14 protein-coding genes and 1 pseudogene are annotated in these 17,071 nt (G+C 26.4%); 8 read left to right on the top strand and 7 right to left on the bottom strand.

Going from position 1 to position 17,071, the window contains the following annotated elements; translation table 11 throughout:
* Nucleotides 1–14 precede the first annotated feature (14 nt).
* Together Q0K52_RS07935 and Q0K52_RS07930 are read left to right on the top strand one after the other, a co-directional pair.
* Nucleotides 15–1,133, top strand: a complete 1,119-nt coding sequence (locus Q0K52_RS07935; RefSeq protein WP_297298260.1) for an ABC transporter ATP-binding protein — start codon at nt 15–17, stop codon at nt 1,131–1,133.
* Nucleotides 1,130–2,812, top strand: coding sequence for an iron ABC transporter permease (locus Q0K52_RS07930; protein ID WP_297298258.1), 1,683 nt, complete (start codon nt 1,130–1,132; stop codon nt 2,810–2,812). The genes Q0K52_RS07935 and Q0K52_RS07930 overlap by 4 nt, the downstream gene beginning before the upstream one ends.
* A 215-nt stretch (nt 2,813–3,027) precedes the next feature.
* Here Q0K52_RS07930 and Q0K52_RS07925 read toward each other — a convergent pair whose 3' ends face one another.
* Together Q0K52_RS07925 and Q0K52_RS07920 are read right to left on the bottom strand one after the other, a co-directional pair.
* Complete coding sequence (locus Q0K52_RS07925) at nt 3,028–3,261, bottom strand: hypothetical protein (protein ID WP_297298256.1); 234 nt, start codon at nt 3,259–3,261, stop codon at nt 3,028–3,030.
* Between the two features lie 24 nt (nt 3,262–3,285).
* On the bottom strand, nt 3,286–4,053 hold the full coding sequence (locus Q0K52_RS07920; RefSeq protein WP_297298253.1) for a biotin--[acetyl-CoA-carboxylase] ligase: 768 nt from the start codon (nt 4,051–4,053) through the stop codon (nt 3,286–3,288).
* Between the two features lie 160 nt (nt 4,054–4,213).
* Between Q0K52_RS07920 and Q0K52_RS07915 the strand changes: the two genes are divergently transcribed.
* From Q0K52_RS07915 to Q0K52_RS07905, 3 genes are all read left to right on the top strand, one after another.
* Nucleotides 4,214–4,966, top strand: a complete 753-nt coding sequence (locus Q0K52_RS07915) for a basic amino acid ABC transporter substrate-binding protein (RefSeq protein ID WP_297298251.1) — start codon at nt 4,214–4,216, stop codon at nt 4,964–4,966.
* An 81-nt stretch (nt 4,967–5,047) separates the two neighbouring features.
* Complete coding sequence (locus tag Q0K52_RS07910) at nt 5,048–5,485, top strand: GNAT family N-acetyltransferase (RefSeq protein ID WP_297298248.1); 438 nt, start codon at nt 5,048–5,050, stop codon at nt 5,483–5,485.
* A gap of 479 nt (nt 5,486–5,964) precedes the next feature.
* Nucleotides 5,965–7,065, top strand: a complete 1,101-nt coding sequence (locus Q0K52_RS07905; protein ID WP_297298246.1) for a DNA/RNA non-specific endonuclease — start codon at nt 5,965–5,967, stop codon at nt 7,063–7,065.
* A gap of 414 nt (nt 7,066–7,479) precedes the next feature.
* On the opposite strand, the gene Q0K52_RS07900 is transcribed toward Q0K52_RS07905, so the two are convergent.
* The 4 genes and pseudogenes from Q0K52_RS07900 to lpxC form a co-directional block, all read right to left on the bottom strand.
* The gene (locus tag Q0K52_RS07900; RefSeq protein WP_297298244.1) at nt 7,480–8,025 is read right to left on the bottom strand and encodes a hypothetical protein; all 546 of its coding nucleotides are present in this window, start codon (nt 8,023–8,025) and stop codon (nt 7,480–7,482) included.
* Between the two features lie 126 nt (nt 8,026–8,151).
* Nucleotides 8,152–8,881: pseudogene (locus Q0K52_RS07895) on the bottom strand (hypothetical protein).
* A 509-nt stretch (nt 8,882–9,390) separates the two neighbouring features.
* Nucleotides 9,391–10,248 (bottom strand): RNA polymerase sigma factor RpoD/SigA, encoded by an 858-nt coding sequence (locus tag Q0K52_RS07890; protein WP_297298242.1) that lies wholly within the window; start codon nt 10,246–10,248, stop codon nt 9,391–9,393.
* 46 nt (nt 10,249–10,294) lie between these two features.
* A complete protein-coding gene (gene lpxC / locus Q0K52_RS07885) occupies nt 10,295–11,587 on the bottom strand; it encodes a UDP-3-O-acyl-N-acetylglucosamine deacetylase (RefSeq protein WP_297298240.1) in 1,293 nt (430 codons plus the stop codon).
* A gap of 235 nt (nt 11,588–11,822) precedes the next feature.
* Between lpxC and glyS the strand changes: the two genes are divergently transcribed.
* The gene (glyS, locus tag Q0K52_RS07880; RefSeq protein ID WP_297298238.1) at nt 11,823–13,916 is read left to right on the top strand and encodes a glycine--tRNA ligase subunit beta; all 2,094 of its coding nucleotides are present in this window, start codon (nt 11,823–11,825) and stop codon (nt 13,914–13,916) included.
* 879 nt (nt 13,917–14,795) lie between these two features.
* The gene (hemW, locus tag Q0K52_RS07875) at nt 14,796–15,926 is read left to right on the top strand and encodes a radical SAM family heme chaperone HemW (RefSeq protein WP_297298236.1); all 1,131 of its coding nucleotides are present in this window, start codon (nt 14,796–14,798) and stop codon (nt 15,924–15,926) included.
* On the opposite strand, the gene Q0K52_RS07870 is transcribed toward hemW, so the two are convergent.
* Entirely contained in the window at nt 15,918–16,217 is a 300-nt protein-coding gene (locus Q0K52_RS07870; protein ID WP_297298234.1) for a Trp family transcriptional regulator, read from the bottom strand. The genes hemW and Q0K52_RS07870 overlap by 9 nt on opposite strands.
* A gap of 182 nt (nt 16,218–16,399) precedes the next feature.
* On the opposite strand from Q0K52_RS07870, the gene Q0K52_RS07865 reads away from it, so the two are divergent.
* Nucleotides 16,400–16,978, top strand: a complete 579-nt coding sequence (locus tag Q0K52_RS07865; RefSeq protein WP_297298232.1) for an ankyrin repeat domain-containing protein — start codon at nt 16,400–16,402, stop codon at nt 16,976–16,978.
* Nucleotides 16,979–17,071: the final 93 nt, after the last annotated feature.

The raw sequence follows: 17,071 nt of genomic DNA, 5'->3' as shown, positions 1-17,071 counted from the left end.
ATATAAAAAATATTATGAGTGTATCTATTAATATAGAAAATGTTACCAAACGTTATGGTAATCATAGTGTTATACCAAATTTATCATTAAATATAAAAAATGGTGAATTCTTTACTCTGCTTGGCCCTTCAGGCTGCGGTAAAACAACTATACTAAGAATGATATCCGGATTTAATAGTATAGAAGCAGGCATAATAAAATTCGATGATAAAATAATCAATGATATACCGGCATATAAAAGAAATATAGGAATGGTATTTCAGAACTATGCAATATTTCCTCATATGACAGTAAGAGAAAATATAGAATACGGATTAAAATTAAGAAAAGAATCAAAACAAGATATAAAAAATAAAGTTGATAAAATTCTTAATATAGTAAAAATTGAAGAATATCAAAATAAACTTCCGGAAATACTTTCAGGAGGTCAGCAGCAAAGAGTAGCCTTAGCAAGGGCAATAGTAATATCTCCAAGCGTACTTATAATGGACGAACCTCTTTCTAATTTGGATGCAAAATTAAGAATAGAAATGCGTAATGTTATAAAAGATATTCAAAAACAAATAGGAATAACAACAGTATATGTAACTCATGATCAAGAAGAAGCATTAGCAATATCAGACAGAATAGCTATTATTAAAGACGGAAATATACAGCAAATAGCTTCACCAATAAATATATATTCAAAACCATATAATGTATTTGTATCTACTTTTATAGGACATTCTAATTTATTTAAATCTGTAATACAAATTAATAATAATAAAGTTTCATTGATATTTAAATCCGGTTTTAAAATAGATATGACTGATTTAATTGATATTAATAGCATAAAAAATAATGATGAAGTAATTACGGCAATAAGACCTGAAGAATTTATTTTAGATGATAAAGAAGGTATAAATGCTCAAATAGTATCAAAAACTTTTTTAGGTAAATATACAACTTATTTCCTTAAATGTGATGACAGTATAAATGATGAGTTAATAGAATATTCAAAAGATTCATTTACATTTAATGATTCTTTAAATATAAATAATAATATAAAAATTGTACCAAATAAAAATAGAATAAATGTATTTACTAAAGATATGGAAAGAAGTTTAATCATTGGGGTAAAAAAGGAAGAATGATTATAAAGAATAATTCTTTTAACAATATAAATAACTATTTTAAAAAAATGGACTTTTGGACATATATAACTTTAATAATGGCATTGGTATTTGCTATATTTTTAGTATATCCTTTATTTTCATTATTTTTAAGCAGCTTCAAAGATGTAAAAACCGGCGAATGGACATTAAATAATTTTATAAGATTATTTACAAAAAAATATTATTACAGCACTTTAATAAACAGTTTTATTGTAACTATATCTGTAACTACACTTGCAGTATTAATAGGGACGCCTTTAGCATACTGCATGAAAATGTATAATCTAAAAGGCAAAAGAGCCATTGAAATTTTAATAATTATTTCTATGATGTCGCCTGCTTTTATAGGAGCTTATTCTTGGATACTTCTTCTTGGAAGAAACGGAGTTATAACAAAATTTTTTGAATCTATTGGAATTAATATACCCACAATATATGGATTCGGAGGCATACTTTTAGTATTTTCATTAAAATTATATCCGTTTATATTTATGTATGTTTATGGAGCTTTATCAAAAATAGACAATTCTCTTTTAGAAGCTTCTGAAAGTTTAGGAGCTTCAAGCTTCATAAGAAATATTACTGTAACTATACCATTAATAAAACCTACAATACTTTCAGCAGGACTTATTGTATTTATGAATGCATTAGCTGATTTCGGTACTCCAATGTTAATAGGAGAAGGATACAGAACGATGCCTACTATGATATATTCTGAGTTTATAAGCGAAGTTGGAAGCAATGCTAATTTCTCGGCATCTATGTCTGTTATAATGGTTATAATAACAACTATAATGTTTATAGTTCAAAAATATATTGTAAACAAAAAATCTTATGCTATGAGTTCAATGAATAGTATAAAGCCTAAAAATATAAAAGGCATAAAATCAATACTTATTCATTTTTGTTTATACAGTTTAGTATTCATTTCTATACTTCCTCAAATAACTGTTATATATACTTCATTTCTTAAAACCAATAGATCAGTATTTACCAATGAATTTTCATTTGACAGCTATATAACAATATTTAACTCATTGGCTTCATCTATAAAAAATACTTATGTATACGGCATAATAACTATAATTTTAATAATAATAATAGGAATGCTTACAGCCTACATAACAACAAGAAGAAAAAATATTTTTACTAATATAATAGATATAGTATCAATGTTTCCGTATATAATACCCGGTTCTATATTAGGGATAACATTCTTAATATCCTTTAATAAGCCTCCAATAGCATTAACAGGAACTTCTATAATCATAATAATATCATTAATAATTAGAAGGCTTCCATATACATTAAGATCAAGTTCAGCTATACTTTATCAAATAAACAAGAATGTTGAAGAAGCTTCTATAAGTCTTGGAGCATCGCAAATAAAGACTTTCTTCAATATAACAGCCAAATTAATGCTTTCAGGTGTACTGTCAGGGGCTATATTAAGCTGGATAACCACTATTAATGAATTAAGCTCATCTATAATATTATATACCACCAGATCCCGTACTATGTCTGTAGCTATTTATCAGGAAGTTATTAGGGCAAGTTATGGAACTGCTGCCGCACTTTCTACCATACTAACATTAACAACTATTATATCGCTTATTATATTTTTTAAGGTCAGTAATAAAAAAGAAATATGTTTATGATTACATAACAAGCTATCTATTTTTGTACAAAATGTAAGATAAAAATATATGCTTTATGTATTTTACACCATTTATTTTTAAAAGATTTATAATTTTTATATTGACAAAAACATTATATAGTATACTATGCATCTTAGATTGTTTTTATTTTTTATCATATGTTTTCTTAAAAATGCCTATCAAATAAAACCCCATTTATTTGATAGGTTATTTTTTTATTTATTATTAAATAAAAACTCCTTAGCAAGAAATATACTAAATACTATAAGTATAGCAGCACTAATAGCAGCACTTATATACGGACTAACACCAAATAATAATGATATAATAGCTGTTGTAACAATGGCTAATATAATAATTATTAATTCAAATATTACTAACCATACGATTCTTTTTTTATTAACTTGCTTTTTTTCTTCTGGTTTTTTATATGGTATCGGTTTTCTCATAATTCTTTCCTTTTCAGTAATTTTTTAATAATTTGTATCTATATCTAAAGAAGCTCTTGATATCCAAGTTTCTGTTTTTCCATTTACTTCCACTATAAGATAGCCTTCTTCTGTAATATCTTTTACTATAGCATTAATATCTTCATCATCTTTTTTAGCTTTTATATGCTTACCTATCATTTTGCTGTATTCTCTAAAATAATCTGATAAACTTCTGTCACTTGTATAAACCTCTTCAAAATAAGAAATAAGTTCTTTGTAAAATGAAGATAATTCTGCCATGCTCCCAGTTTCCATGTATAATGAAGTTGCTTTATGCTGTATATCAATAGGGAAATCCTCTTTATTTTGATATAAATTAACTCCAGTACCTATTATGCATGCATTTCTATTATCTATAGGTGTAACTTGTATAAGAGTGCCTGATATTTTTTTATTTTCAACTAAAACATCATTAGGCCATTTAACATGAGCATCAACATTATATTTTTCTCTTAGACATTTGCTTAATGCAATACCCGGTAAAAAACTTAAAGCCTCTTTCTTAAATGGAGTATACACTAATACACTGAACCATAATCCTAAATTATTATCAGATTGCCATTTATTGCCGTAGCTTCCCTTTCCAGATGTCTGCTTCAATGCTATATATACAGTTCCTTCTTCAAGATTCATTTTATTATTTAAATCTTCCATCATTCTTTTATTTGTACTGTCTAATGATTCAAATAATAAAGTGTTTTTGCCGTATATTTTTGTATTTAAATTTTCTGTAAATATGTTAACTATCATTTTTTTATTATATATTAAATAATCATTATATCAATATTATGATAACTATATTTTTTTATTTATTTAAGTTTTTATTACTTGACTTTTATATAAACTTGAAGTAATATCTTTCGCAATAATACTCTAAACAGTTATTTTATTAATTAAAAGAAGGTACAAAATGAAAAAAATAATAATATTTATAATGATTATTTCATCAATGATAATCGTTTCTTGTAATAGTTCAAAAACTTCTGATGCATCATCAGCAAATACAGACAAACCAATATATGTTGGAATAGATGTTGATTTTCCGCCTTTTGGTTATTTAGATAATGGAAAAATAGCAGGCTTCGATTATGATATAATGAATGAGGTTGCTAAATTATCTGGTTTGAATGTTGAATTCACACACATGCAATTTAATGGACTTTTACCAGCATTACAATCTAAAAAAATAGATGTTATAATAGCAAGCATGACAGTAACAGAAGACAGAAAACAATTTGTCAATTTCTCAGAACCATATTATGTATCAAGTCAGGTAATGCTTGTACATAAAGACGATGACTCTATAAAAACATTTGATGATTTGAATGGAAAAAATATAGGTGTTGTTATAGGAACTACAGGCGATACTATAATGACTGAAAAAGAAGGCGTAAATGTTGAGAAATTTGATACTGGAGCAAGTGCTGTATTAGCATTAAAATCAAAAAAAATTGCTGCTGTTGTATTTGACAAAGAACCTTGTAAAAGTTTTGAAAAATATAATGATGATATCAAATTAGTAGAAAGCGATGCTGTTCAAGAAAATTATGCTATAGCGATGAGAAAAGATGAAACTGCTCTTTTAGAAAAAATTAATGCAGGCTTATCTCAAATAATGACTAACGGCACTTATGAAAAATTAATAGAGAAAAATTTCAAATAAACAAATAAAATAAAAAATTTAATTATTGGTATTGGGTAAATTAATAAAACTCAATACCAATTATTTTTTAATAATAAGATTATGAATATATATGAATTAAAAAATCGAGATGATGCAATTATAGATAAACTCTATATTGTATGGGAAAGATCTGTAAGGGCTACACATCTATTCTTAAAAGAAGATGATATTATAAATATATCAAAACATGTAAAACAAGCATTCATAGTTGTAAAAGATTTGATTGTTGTAGAAATAGATAATGAAGCAAAAGGCTTTATTGGTATAGATGATAAAAAAATAGAAATGCTTTTTTTAGATCCTACAATTATAGGTAAAGGAATAGGAAAAAAATTAATAGAATATGCTATAACAAATTATGCTATCAAAGAAGTATCTGTAAATGAACAAAATACAAATGCCTACAACTTCTATAAACATATAGGATTTAAAGCATATAAAAGAGATGAATTTGATGAGCTTGGAAACAATTTCCCTATAATACACATGAAATTATAATTATTTGTTAAAATTTATAAAAACACTTTTATATAAAATATATACTGAAAATTTTTAACTTTGTCAATTTTTTATTCAACTTTTCCCGCCGCAGGTACGCTTCGCGAAAGTGCAAGGTATAAAATTAGTACTAAATCATACTAAAATTGTCTTATATGTAAGATAACCTATAAAATTAAAGCCTATGTAGCCTTTCACGAAAGCGTATCTGAGCTTGTCGAGGATATAGGTTCTTTGGGGCACGCCACCCTAAAGGACTTCCTATGGGCGCAGGCACTCCATTCGGTCGCAAAAGAAGTTGGGTGTTGCGTAAGCACGCAGAGGGTGGGCAAAGCCCCAGATATAAAAGCAAAAATATAAATTTATTTTTGACAAAATATAGTTGTTTAGGTATATATAAAATATTTCAAAACATTCATGTATCTTGACTAAATACACAATTCATTTATTATTTTTTATATAATAATAAAAGGTTTATTATGTTATTCAAAAAAATTATATTAACTATATTATCAATACTACTATTAAATAATCTAATATATTCTTATGAAATAGAAGATTATAAATTAGAAAATTATGATATACAAAATTATAAAACAGAAGATATAAAATTAAAAGATTTTGAAATAAAAGACTATGAGATAAAAAATATCTTTACTGAAGACATTGAAATAATAGATAGTACAATTAAAAACGGCAACATAGAAGAATTAGACTTTATAGTAATAGAAGACGGAAATTTAGAAAATGAAATAAATAATTCTGATTATGCTGATATTCTAAAAGAAGTAAATTGGAAAAAAGTTGGAACTCAATTTGCAATAGGTACTGGTATAATAGCAGTAACAGGAGTAATTTCTTTTACTGCTGCTGGAACAGGAAATGCATATATATCATTTGTATTTGCCGCTTCATCAAAAGAGGCTTTAAAAGAAGCATTTATAGGTGCTGCTATAGGAGGAATTTTAAATACTGCAATAGAAACAATAAAAAGCGGAAAACCTATAAATAAAGATGCTGTTAAATATGCAATAGAAGGTTCTGCTGAAGGATATATGTGGGGAGCAATAACTGGTGCTACAGCTGGAGCTATAAAAGGACATAATCTTAAAAAAACTTTTATAGAAAATGTCAATGGAAAAAATGCTTTAATCAAAAATGCTACAAGAGTTAATAGCAAAGGTCATACCGTAGTAACAGATGATTTAGGACGTTTAAAACAAGTATCCGCAAAAGAATTAAAATACACAAAAGATAATTTAAGACTTGGATATAAACAAAGAGAAGTTGTCAAAAATTTAGGAAAAACTACTGATGACGGCGGACATTTAATAGCAAGAGAATTTGGAGGTTCTCCTGATATAGATAATTTAGTACCTATGAACCGTCAGCTTAATAGAAGCGGACAATGGCGTAAAATGGAACAAGATATAAAAAAATTCATAGAATCCGGACAAAAAGTAAAAGACTATAATGTAACTATAAATTATATTGGAAAATCTGGAAGGCCAAGCAATTTTGAAGTAAGCTATAAAGTTGGATACAAAAAATATATTTATAAAATACTTAATCCTTCATAATGAAAATATATTTGTTTAGGTATATACTAAAAATTTTTAAGTTTGTCAATTTTTATGTTGTTCTTTTTCCCCCGCAAAAAGAACCTTATATCCTCGATAAACTCGGATACGCTTCGCGAAAGTGCAAGTTTAAAAATTAGTACTAAATCATACTAAAATTGTTTTACATGTAGTATAAATTATCAATTTAAGCTAAAATATAGCCTTTCGCCAAAGGCGGGCTGTGCCTGCTTCTTTGTGGCACACCACCCTAAAGGACTTCCTATGGTCGCAGGCACTCCTTTCAGTTGCAAAAGAAGTGGGGTGTTACGAAGTACTCAGAGTGGCACGACTGTGTGCTTCGCAGGGCTAGTCCACACGAATAATAAAAATAATAAAATAATTTTTGACAAAATATAATTGTTTAGGTATATATTAAAATATTCCAAATTTCCTCTCTCTGAATTCTATTGTTGATAAAGAATTATTTTGAGAATACGGTTCATCAAATTGCACTTTTACTGATATTGAGCAAGGTTTTGAAGCATCTATTTTAAATATAAAATTATTTTGATATGCTGCACTTTGATGAGATGTTCTTACAGAAACATTAAAATTAGTATTGCTGTTATTTAATAAAGTACCTTGATAAAATTTTACTTTATAATTGGAAGAATCTTCTGGTATTACAATATTAGCATTTATATAATCATTATCATATTCTTCTGGAATAATTGCTGTTATTGATACCATATAATATAAAGAACTATCTATTTTAAATTTACCTGCCATTTCTTTAAACTCTTTTCCATTCAAACTATATCTAAAAGAAGTTGATATATTTAAATTAGGAAGCGTATTATCTTCCATTTCTATTACTTCATAAACAATTTCTTCTTCAGAATTGCTGTTATCTGTCGTATCTTGAGCATTAAGAACGCATGCGAATATTAATACAAACATTATAAATATTTTTTTCATAAACAGTCCTCTAAACATATATAATATTATGTATTATATATTATTTTTATAAAAATTAAATATTGTTTATAAAAAAGAAGGAGCTTTATAATAAAAAACCCCCTTCCATATATAATATTTTTATTATTATTTCACTTCTTTCAAAGTACCTTTCAAAGTCAAAGTATCATTTTCAAAAGTACCTTGTAAATCACCCTGCCAATAAGGTATGCCGTCTTTAGCTTTATCAGTAACCATTTCTATATTTGCAAAATCAGTATCATTAGAAATTTGAGAAGTACTCATTTTATTATTATCTAAACCATAACCTATTTTAAACACACCATTAGTATCAGATTTTTAATTCATAAACCCAAGGATAAACTGTAGGACCGCCAGCATGAGCATATCTTATAGTAATAACACCTGTTTCATCTTTAGTAACACCTGTTCCTGTAACTTTAGGACCATTAGTACCATCTAAAGTTTTTTGTGATATACCATTTACCATACCATCAAAATTATAAGTTTTTGCTGGTGCTACTCCATATAATACAAAAAATCCTAATCCTCTTTCTATTTTATTATTAGCAAATTGTTTATTCTAATATCTATAAGAATCCCAAGATTTAGTAGCTCCTGCAGGTGTTGAAGCTCCTGTTGTAGCGTCTACTTTAGCATCAATATTTCCATAAGTACCTGAAACTTTTAAATATGAATTCTGTGTTAATATATTATCATCATTAGCTTTTTCTCCAAACACAGCTTTAAAGTCTATATCCATAGTTCCTGCTGCTTCCTGATTACTTGTTTCTGTTTTACCGCATGAAAATACAAAAACAGAAATGATTAAAACAATAAATATAATTTTTTTCATCTTCTTATCCTTTTTTATTTTCCCATATAATACAAATATTTTAATTTTTTTACAATTACATCAATGATTTTTTTATATTTTTTACATGCTCAAATAAAAATAATTTTTATTTACCCCACCCTTTAGACTTTCAATTTTTTATTATATTTTTATACTATTTTTCTTTTTTATTTTTACTGTTATTTTAGCTGCCCACCCAGGAGTTTTTTAAATTTATTGTCTATTAACCGCACGCAGAACAAAGCTCACAATATATATTTTATTGCAATTCAAATTTTTATTAATTATAAATTTCATTAACCGTGCGTTAGATAAATTTCAAATCTAATTAACACTTGGGTGGGTGCTGAAATTTATAAATAAGTTATAAAGATAATCAATATTAAAGATCAAAAGATATTTATTAAAGAATAAAGGGGCGGGATATATAAAAAAATTATTTTTAAAATTGAATTTTTTTAATATTTTCTATACTAAAGGCAAGTATAATAATTTAATAATACGAAAAATTATTTTAAGAAATCTTTTAAAGAACTGTATTTTTGAGAATGCATTTTTCTCAGTGCTTTTTTCTCTATTTGTCTAATGCGTTCTTTAGTGAAAGAGAACATCTCTCCAACTTCTTTAAGAGTTTTTCTTTCCTGATCTATACCATATCTGGCATTGATAATTTGTTTTTCTATATCCGATAAACCTTCTATTGCAGTTTTTAATTCTTCCATAAGTTCTTTATTTATAGCTGTTTCTTCAACATTTTTAGATGTTTTATCCTCTATAGTATCAATAAGTCTGTCTTTCATACCATCATAATTATATTCTCCTTCCAGAGAAACATGTTCAGTACTCATAGACATAATATGAAGTATATCATTAGGATCTTTATTTAAGATGGCAGCAAGTTCATTAACATCAGGAGTATATCCGCTTTTATAATAGTATTGATGTACAGTACGCTCTAAATCTACTAAATCCATAGCTTTATTAAGAGGAAGTCTTATAAGCCTTGATTTTTCATTAATAGCTCTTAATATACTCTGCCTAATCCAATATACTGCATAAGATATAAAATGATAACCTTTATCAGGATCAAATCTGTCAGCAGCTATTATAAGACCTAAATTTCCCTCACTTATTAAATCTTCTAATAATAAACCGCTATTTTTATATTGTTTTGCAATAGTTATAACAAATCTTAAATTACTTCTAATAAGTTTAGACCTTGCCTCTGCATCTCCTTCTTTAAGCCTTTTAGTTAATTCTATTTCCTCTTCACGGGTTAATAGCTTTTCTTTCTTAGCATCAGCAAAATATAAGGATATATTATTTTGTTCTTCTGTAGTATTCTGTTTTAGTCTGCTATCTGCCATATATTATAACTCTTAAACCAAAAATTTAATTTCATATTTCATCTTTTTATAAATACCTGTTTGCTAAATCATGCACAACAGAGTGATTAAAAGAATGTGATGATTTATTAGCTATTATTTTAGCTTTTATTGGTCTTGATAATATATATAAATCGCCAATTATATCTAAAATTTTATGCCTTACAAATTCATCGTCAAAATGCAATTTAGTATTTATTACTTTACCATCACATAATAGTATATGACTTCCTATCATACCGCTTCCAGCCATACCCATTTTTTGTGCATAATCAATATTATCTATAGTATTAAAAGATCTAGCTCTTCCAACCTCTTGAGTAAATTGGTCAAAATTTTCAAATCTGTATGTATACTGCTGTACGCCTATACTGCCAGCAAAATCTATACGTAAAGTTACCTCAAGTCCGTCATAAGGCGAAAGTATTATATAAGTTTCATTATCGTTAACATTTCCATAAGTTAAAGTTTCATCTATAACTATAGGCTCTATATAATCATCTTGTTCTACAAAACCAGCTTCTTTTAAAGCATCGCAAAATACTAAAGCAGAACCATCAACATTAGGAACTTCACCATCGCATTTTACTATCAAGTTAGTTATTCCCATCATATGAAGCGCTGCTAAAAAATGCTCTGTTGTTTTTATATATCTATTTCCAGATACCAAAGCAGTAGAATTAACAGCACCTGATTTATCTTTTGATAAAATATTTTCAGGTGATAACTTTATATGAGTATTTGTATTAATATCAATAAATACTATACCGGTGTTTACCTCTGCCGGTACTAGAGTTAAAGCAGTTTTTCTGCCTTCCATTAATGCAAAGCCTCCAACAACAACACTTTTTGCTATTGTTCTTTGAGGTACTTTATATTTGCATTCAGATTTTTTATTTATATTTTCATTATGAGGAGATTCAGCATCAATATTATTATTAGCATGCTCCTCAAAAACTTCATCACAGCTTGATAATAATTTAGATATGCTTATAGGTTTTTCTAAAAAATCATAAGCACCCATTTTAGTAGCTCTTACAGCTGTTTCAACGCCAGCATGTCCGCTCATCATAATAACATAAGTAGATGGATATTTTTCTTTAATATGAGCTAATATATCAAGTCCGTCTACATTTGGAAGCCATACATCTAAAAATACTAAATTAACATTTTTACTTTCTAAAATTTTTTGAGCTTCATCATTATTTTTAGCTATATCTACTTCATATTCTTCATCTTCTAATATACTTTGACAAGTTGTGAGTATGTCTTCTTCATCATCTATAATTAATATATTTTGTTTCATTTTTACATTCTGCATTTTAAAAATCTTCCATTGCATAAATATAGTATAATAATATTATAAAATCAATAGCTAATTAAATATTATCGTCAAATAAATAAAAAATTGTCTAAATATTATTATACCTAATATATAACCTTATATTTTACAAATAGTTAATAAAATTATAAATTAATAGCCAAAAAATATTGTTTTTTTTATACTATAAATGTACAATATAAGGCATTAATATATTATTATAAGGAATAGTAAGGTGAAAGATTTACTTATTGAAATATTGGTTGAGGAAATACCTGCAGATTTTGCCTATCCTGCAAGTATCAGTTTTAAGAAGATTATGGAAAACACATTAAATAGTAATGGTGTGAATTTCAAATCTATTATATCTTATACAACTCCAAGAAGATTATCTGTTCTTGTTGAAGATGTAGAAGAAAAGTCAAAAGATGAAATTATAGAATTTAGAGGCCCTTTATTTGAAAGTGCTGTAAAAGATGGGGTTCCAACAAAAGCTGGAGAAGGTTTTTTAAAAGCTCATAATATCGATGTTAATTCTATTAAAAATATAGATGAAAATGAAACTTTTGATAAACCATACATAAAAGAAGTAAACGGAAAAAAATATCTATTTGTTAAAGAAGAAAAAAAAGGTGTTGAAACTAAAAAATTATTTGAAGATGTACTAGAAGATATAGTTGCAAATATAGATTTTAAAAAGAAAATGAGATGGGCAGATAAGGATTTTGCTTTCGTTAGACCTATTAGAAATGTACTAGCATTATTTGGAAATGAAGTTATTAAAACTACTGTTGCTGGAATAGAAACTAATAATAAAGTAACTGGTCATAGATTATTATCTCCTGAATTCGTACAAATTAATAATCCTAAAGATTATGAAAAAACTTTAGCTGAAAAACATGTTGTAGCTTCAAGAGAAAAAAGATTAGAAAATATAGTAAATCAATTAGAAAGCATTGAAAAAGAACATGGATACGAAGCTGTATCAAAGAAAAAAGTATCTGAAATCGTAGTTGATTTAGTAGAAGAACCTTATTTACTTACTGCTGAATTCGATTCTAAATTCTTAGAAGTTCCTAAAGAAGTTTTAACAAGTGAAATGATAGAACATCAAAAGTACTTCCCATTATGTAAAAAAGACGGTACTTTAACTAATTTATTTGTAATAACTGCAAATCAGCCTAAAACTCCTCAGATAATAGCTGGTAATATAAGAGTATTAACTGCAAGACTTTCTGATGGTAGATTCTTATATCAGGAAGACATAAGAAAAGGTATGGACGAGATGAATGAAAGACTCGACATGCTTATGTTTAGAAAAGAACTTGGCAGTGTTACTGATAAAGTAAAAAGACTTGAAAAAAATGCTGAACTTTTAATAAGTCTTTTAGGTTATGAAAAAGATAAAGAAAACATACTTAAAGCTATTAAATATATGAAATCAGATTTAGTAAGTAATATGGTTTACAACTTCCCAGAGCTTCAAGGTATTATGGGCGGATATTTTGCAAAAGCTATGAATCTTAATGATGATGTTGCTTTAGCTATCAATGAACAGTACAGACCTTTATTTGCTGCTGACGAAATACCTTCTAATGATACAGGTAAGGCTATAGCTATACTTGATAAAATGGATAATATAGTAGCTGGTTTCTATGTAGGAGATATACCAACAGGTTCTCAAGACCCTAATGCTTTAAGAAGACAGGCTTTAGGTATTATTAATATACTTACAAAATCTAAAAAGCATGTTAATCTTAAAAAATTAATAGAAGATGCTATCAACTCTATGCCTAAAGATGCTAGAAATAATAAGAGCGAAGATTTAGTTAACGATATATTTGAATTCTTTAAATCTCGTTTTGAAAATGATATTGATTTTGCTAAAGATTCCGTTGCTGGTGTTCTTTCTACTGGTATAGATGATATGTATGATGCTTACTTAAAAATAGAAGCTATTGATGCATTTAGAAAGAAAAATGAAGAATTATTCTCTAACCTTTTAACAGTATTTAAAAGAGTTAAAAACATCATTAAATCAGCAAAAGATGTTAAATTAGACGAATATTTATTAAAAGAAGATGCAGAAAAATCTTTATACAATACTTACAAAGAAAAAGAAAATGAAGTAAGTAAATTAATGCAAAATAGAGAATATGAAAAAACTTTCTCTGAACTTGCAAGTCTTTATGAACCATTAGATAAGTTCTTTAAAGATATTATGGTTATGGTAGATGATGAAAAAATTAAAAATAACCGTATAGCTTTACTTTCTTCAGTAGATAAGATTTTCAAGAATATGCTTGATTTCTCTAGTTTAGTAAAATAATAAAAAAATAATTTTTATAAATAAAGGGGTTTTATTGATAAAATAAAGCCCCTTTTTATGTAAATAAATAATTATAATTTATATCTAAACAACTATATTTTGTCAAAACTCAATTTATATTTTTGTTTTTATATATGTAGCTTTACCCACTGCGAAGCACACAGCGTGCAGCTCTGCGTGCTTACGCAAGCCCCCACTTCTTTTGCGACCGAAGGGAGTGCCTGTGGCGTGACCCAAAGAAGCTATATCCTCGGCAGGCTCGGATACGCTTCGCGAAAGACTGCATTTTTTACACAAATCTTGGTTTTACTTAATATTTCAAACAAAACTTAATAATATTTCATACTATTAATAAACAAAAATTACATTGACAAAAAAGTAAAAATTGACAAAATATAGTTGTCTAAGTATATACTAAGAATTTTTAAGTTTGTCAATTTTTTTATTGTTCTTTTTCCCGCCGCACGCCACAGGCGGACAGCGTCAAAGAACCAAAAAGTGCAATTAAAAAATTAGTACTAAATCATACTAAAATTGTTTTACATGTAAGATAGGTTATTAATTTAAGCTAAAATATAGTCCTTCGCGAAGCGTATCCGAGCTTGTCGAGGATATAAGCTTCTTTGGGGCACCAAAAGAAGTGGGGTATGGGGCAAAGCCCCATATATTAAAAATAAACTATAGTCTTATTTTTGACAAAATATAGTTGTTTAGGTATATACTAACTTTTCTACAAATATAAATTAAAATTTATTATACATAACAATACTGCATTCCAATTAAAAAAATAAAATATAAATCTATCTTTGACAAAATCAAAAACTTTATATATATTTATTTCAATCTAAAAAAATAAACGATTAACAATTATAAAAAATTATGTCAGGACTTTATATACATATCCCTTTTTGCTCATATAAATGCAGCTACTGCAATTTTTATTCTATTGTAAATATGAATGATAATGATACATATAAAAAATATATAGAAAGTTTAATAACAGAATTAAAATTAAGAATAAAAAATTATAAATCAGAAATAGAAACAATTTATTTAGGAGGAGGTACTCCTTCTATATTGGGTGCTGATTTATTAAAGTATTTGCTTGATAATATATTTGAAATAGTTAATAATCATAATAAGAATAAAAAATTAATAAAAGAAATAACGATAGAATCAAATATAAACAATATAGATAATGAATATATTAGTTATTTAGAAAGCATAGAAAATATAAGAATCTCTTTAGGACTTCAAACATTCAATGAAAAAAGTTTATCAATCATAAATAGGCATACTGATAAATATGATATTATAAATGCACTTAAATTAATAAATAATTCAACTTTAGAAAATATATCAGTAGATTTTATATGCGGACTTCCTTTAAATACAGAAAATCAAATAAAAGATGATATATTATTTTCATTAGATTTGCTTCCAAAAATAAAACATATATCATTATACTATTTAGAATTAACTCAGTCGCTTCAAAAAAAATGGGATAATTTACTTCCAAATGATGAAGAATCAGTGATATTTTATAAAAAAGCTTCTGATACATTGGAAGGACTTGGATTTAAAAGGTATGAAGTATCAAATTACTCATTGCCTAATTATAATTCAATTCATAATACTAATTATTGGCTTTTAAAAGATTATATTGGAATTGGAGTATCTGCTGTAGGATGCTACAATAATGAAAGATATAATAATGTAAAAATGTTAAAGGATTATTTTTATTCCATATCTAAACATCAACTTCCCCAACAACAGATTGAATATTTAGATATGGAAATAAAAAAGAAAGAATTCATATTCCTTTCACTTAGAACAATAAAAGGAATAGATATAAAAAAATATAATTACATTTTTAATGAAGATTTTTATCATCATTATAATAAAATTATAATGAATAATAAAGAATATTTTAATATCTCCATTGAATATTTATCTATAAAAAATTACTATTTTAATTATGTAGATGAGATTAGTTTATTATTACTGTGATTTACCTAAAGATTCTTGAAAGTTTTTGTCATTTATAAGATATTTGTCTACTATTACTGCTAAAGCACTGTCTTGTTTTTTTAATTCTTTTGCTCCTCTTGTTATCGAACAAAGGCTTGCATTAAGATGTTTTGCTATTTCATACTGAGGCATTTTCTTCCTGAGTAAGGTGACTATCCTAAGCCTTTGCTGTATCATGTCTTGTTCGTCCTTTGTGAAGAGCTCGCCTAAAAGCTTATTAATAAACTCTTCATTTGTTTCTGTTGCTAAAATATGAGCTAATAGTTCCATATTTATCTCCTTTTAAAAACTTTTTTATTACTATTTAGAATACTACTGTATTAAGTATAGGATAAATATTAATTTTTTCAAGTAAATTTTATATATATTCTCAATAATGGATAATATTTTATTATTATTATATATATTACAAGTATATACGTATTACTGTTTATAAATATAAGGTTTAATTTATGAAAAAGACAAAGAAAAAATCAAGTAATAAAAAAAACACCACTAAAATTTCTACAAAAGAAAATAAAATCAATAATTCTTTTATAATAGTATTCTTAATATTTATAATATCAATAACTACTCTATATGTATGGTATAATAAAAAAAACAGCAGTAATATAAAAAATATAAATGAAGTAGATGAATCAGGACTTACAATAGTAATGAAAGCATTACTCAATGAAAATAAACAATTAAAACTTAATGATATAAAAAGGCTTATAAGAGATAATAGAAAAAATATAGATTATAGAATAAGAGACAGTGAAAGCAAAACATTATTAATGTATGCAGTATTTAATGGAGATACTGAAATAATAAAGGATATAGCTAAATATGGTAATCAATTAGATGAAGTTGATAATAATGGAAGAACAGCTTTGCATTGGGCAGTATATTACAATCAATATGATGCTGTTGTAACGCTAATAAAACTCGGTGCTAAAGATTATATAAAAGATAATTACTCTCTTACACCTATAGATATAGCACAATATGAAGGTTATGAAAAAATATACGAATATCTATCAAATTTATAATCAAATAATTAATTATTTTTTTATGCACAGGAGCCAGACATATTGCATTAAGTATTCCTTAGTTTTTTAAAGTATAACATAGGTGTATCATAA

The sequence above is a fragment of the uncultured Brachyspira sp. genome (genome assembly GCF_944390845.1).
In the GTDB taxonomy this organism is placed as follows: Bacteria; Spirochaetota; Brachyspiria; order Brachyspirales; family Brachyspiraceae; genus Brachyspira; species Brachyspira pulli.
This window is presented reverse-complemented; position numbering and strand designations above follow the sequence as displayed.

Coding starts and splice junctions, on each gene's coding strand:
- Q0K52_RS07935 (WP_297298260.1), top strand. CDS start 15: ATGAGTGTATCTATTAATATAGAAAATGTTACCAAACGTTATGGTAAT.
- Q0K52_RS07930 (WP_297298258.1), top strand. CDS start 1,130: ATGATTATAAAGAATAATTCTTTTAACAATATAAATAACTATTTTAAA.
- Q0K52_RS07925 (WP_297298256.1), bottom strand. CDS start 3,261: ATGAGAAAACCGATACCATATAAAAAACCAGAAGAAAAAAAGCAAGTT.
- Q0K52_RS07920 (WP_297298253.1), bottom strand. CDS start 4,053: ATGATAGTTAACATATTTACAGAAAATTTAAATACAAAAATATACGGC.
- Q0K52_RS07915 (WP_297298251.1), top strand. CDS start 4,214: ATGAAAAAAATAATAATATTTATAATGATTATTTCATCAATGATAATC.
- Q0K52_RS07910 (WP_297298248.1), top strand. CDS start 5,048: ATGAATATATATGAATTAAAAAATCGAGATGATGCAATTATAGATAAA.
- Q0K52_RS07905 (WP_297298246.1), top strand. CDS start 5,965: ATGTTATTCAAAAAAATTATATTAACTATATTATCAATACTACTATTA.
- Q0K52_RS07900 (WP_297298244.1), bottom strand. CDS start 8,025: ATGAAAAAAATATTTATAATGTTTGTATTAATATTCGCATGCGTTCTT.
- Q0K52_RS07890 (WP_297298242.1), bottom strand. CDS start 10,248: ATGGCAGATAGCAGACTAAAACAGAATACTACAGAAGAACAAAATAAT.
- lpxC (WP_297298240.1), bottom strand. CDS start 11,587: ATGCAGAATGTAAAAATGAAACAAAATATATTAATTATAGATGATGAA.
- hemW (WP_297298236.1), top strand. CDS start 14,796: ATGTCAGGACTTTATATACATATCCCTTTTTGCTCATATAAATGCAGC.
- Q0K52_RS07870 (WP_297298234.1), bottom strand. CDS start 16,217: ATGGAACTATTAGCTCATATTTTAGCAACAGAAACAAATGAAGAGTTT.
- Q0K52_RS07865 (WP_297298232.1), top strand. CDS start 16,400: ATGAAAAAGACAAAGAAAAAATCAAGTAATAAAAAAAACACCACTAAA.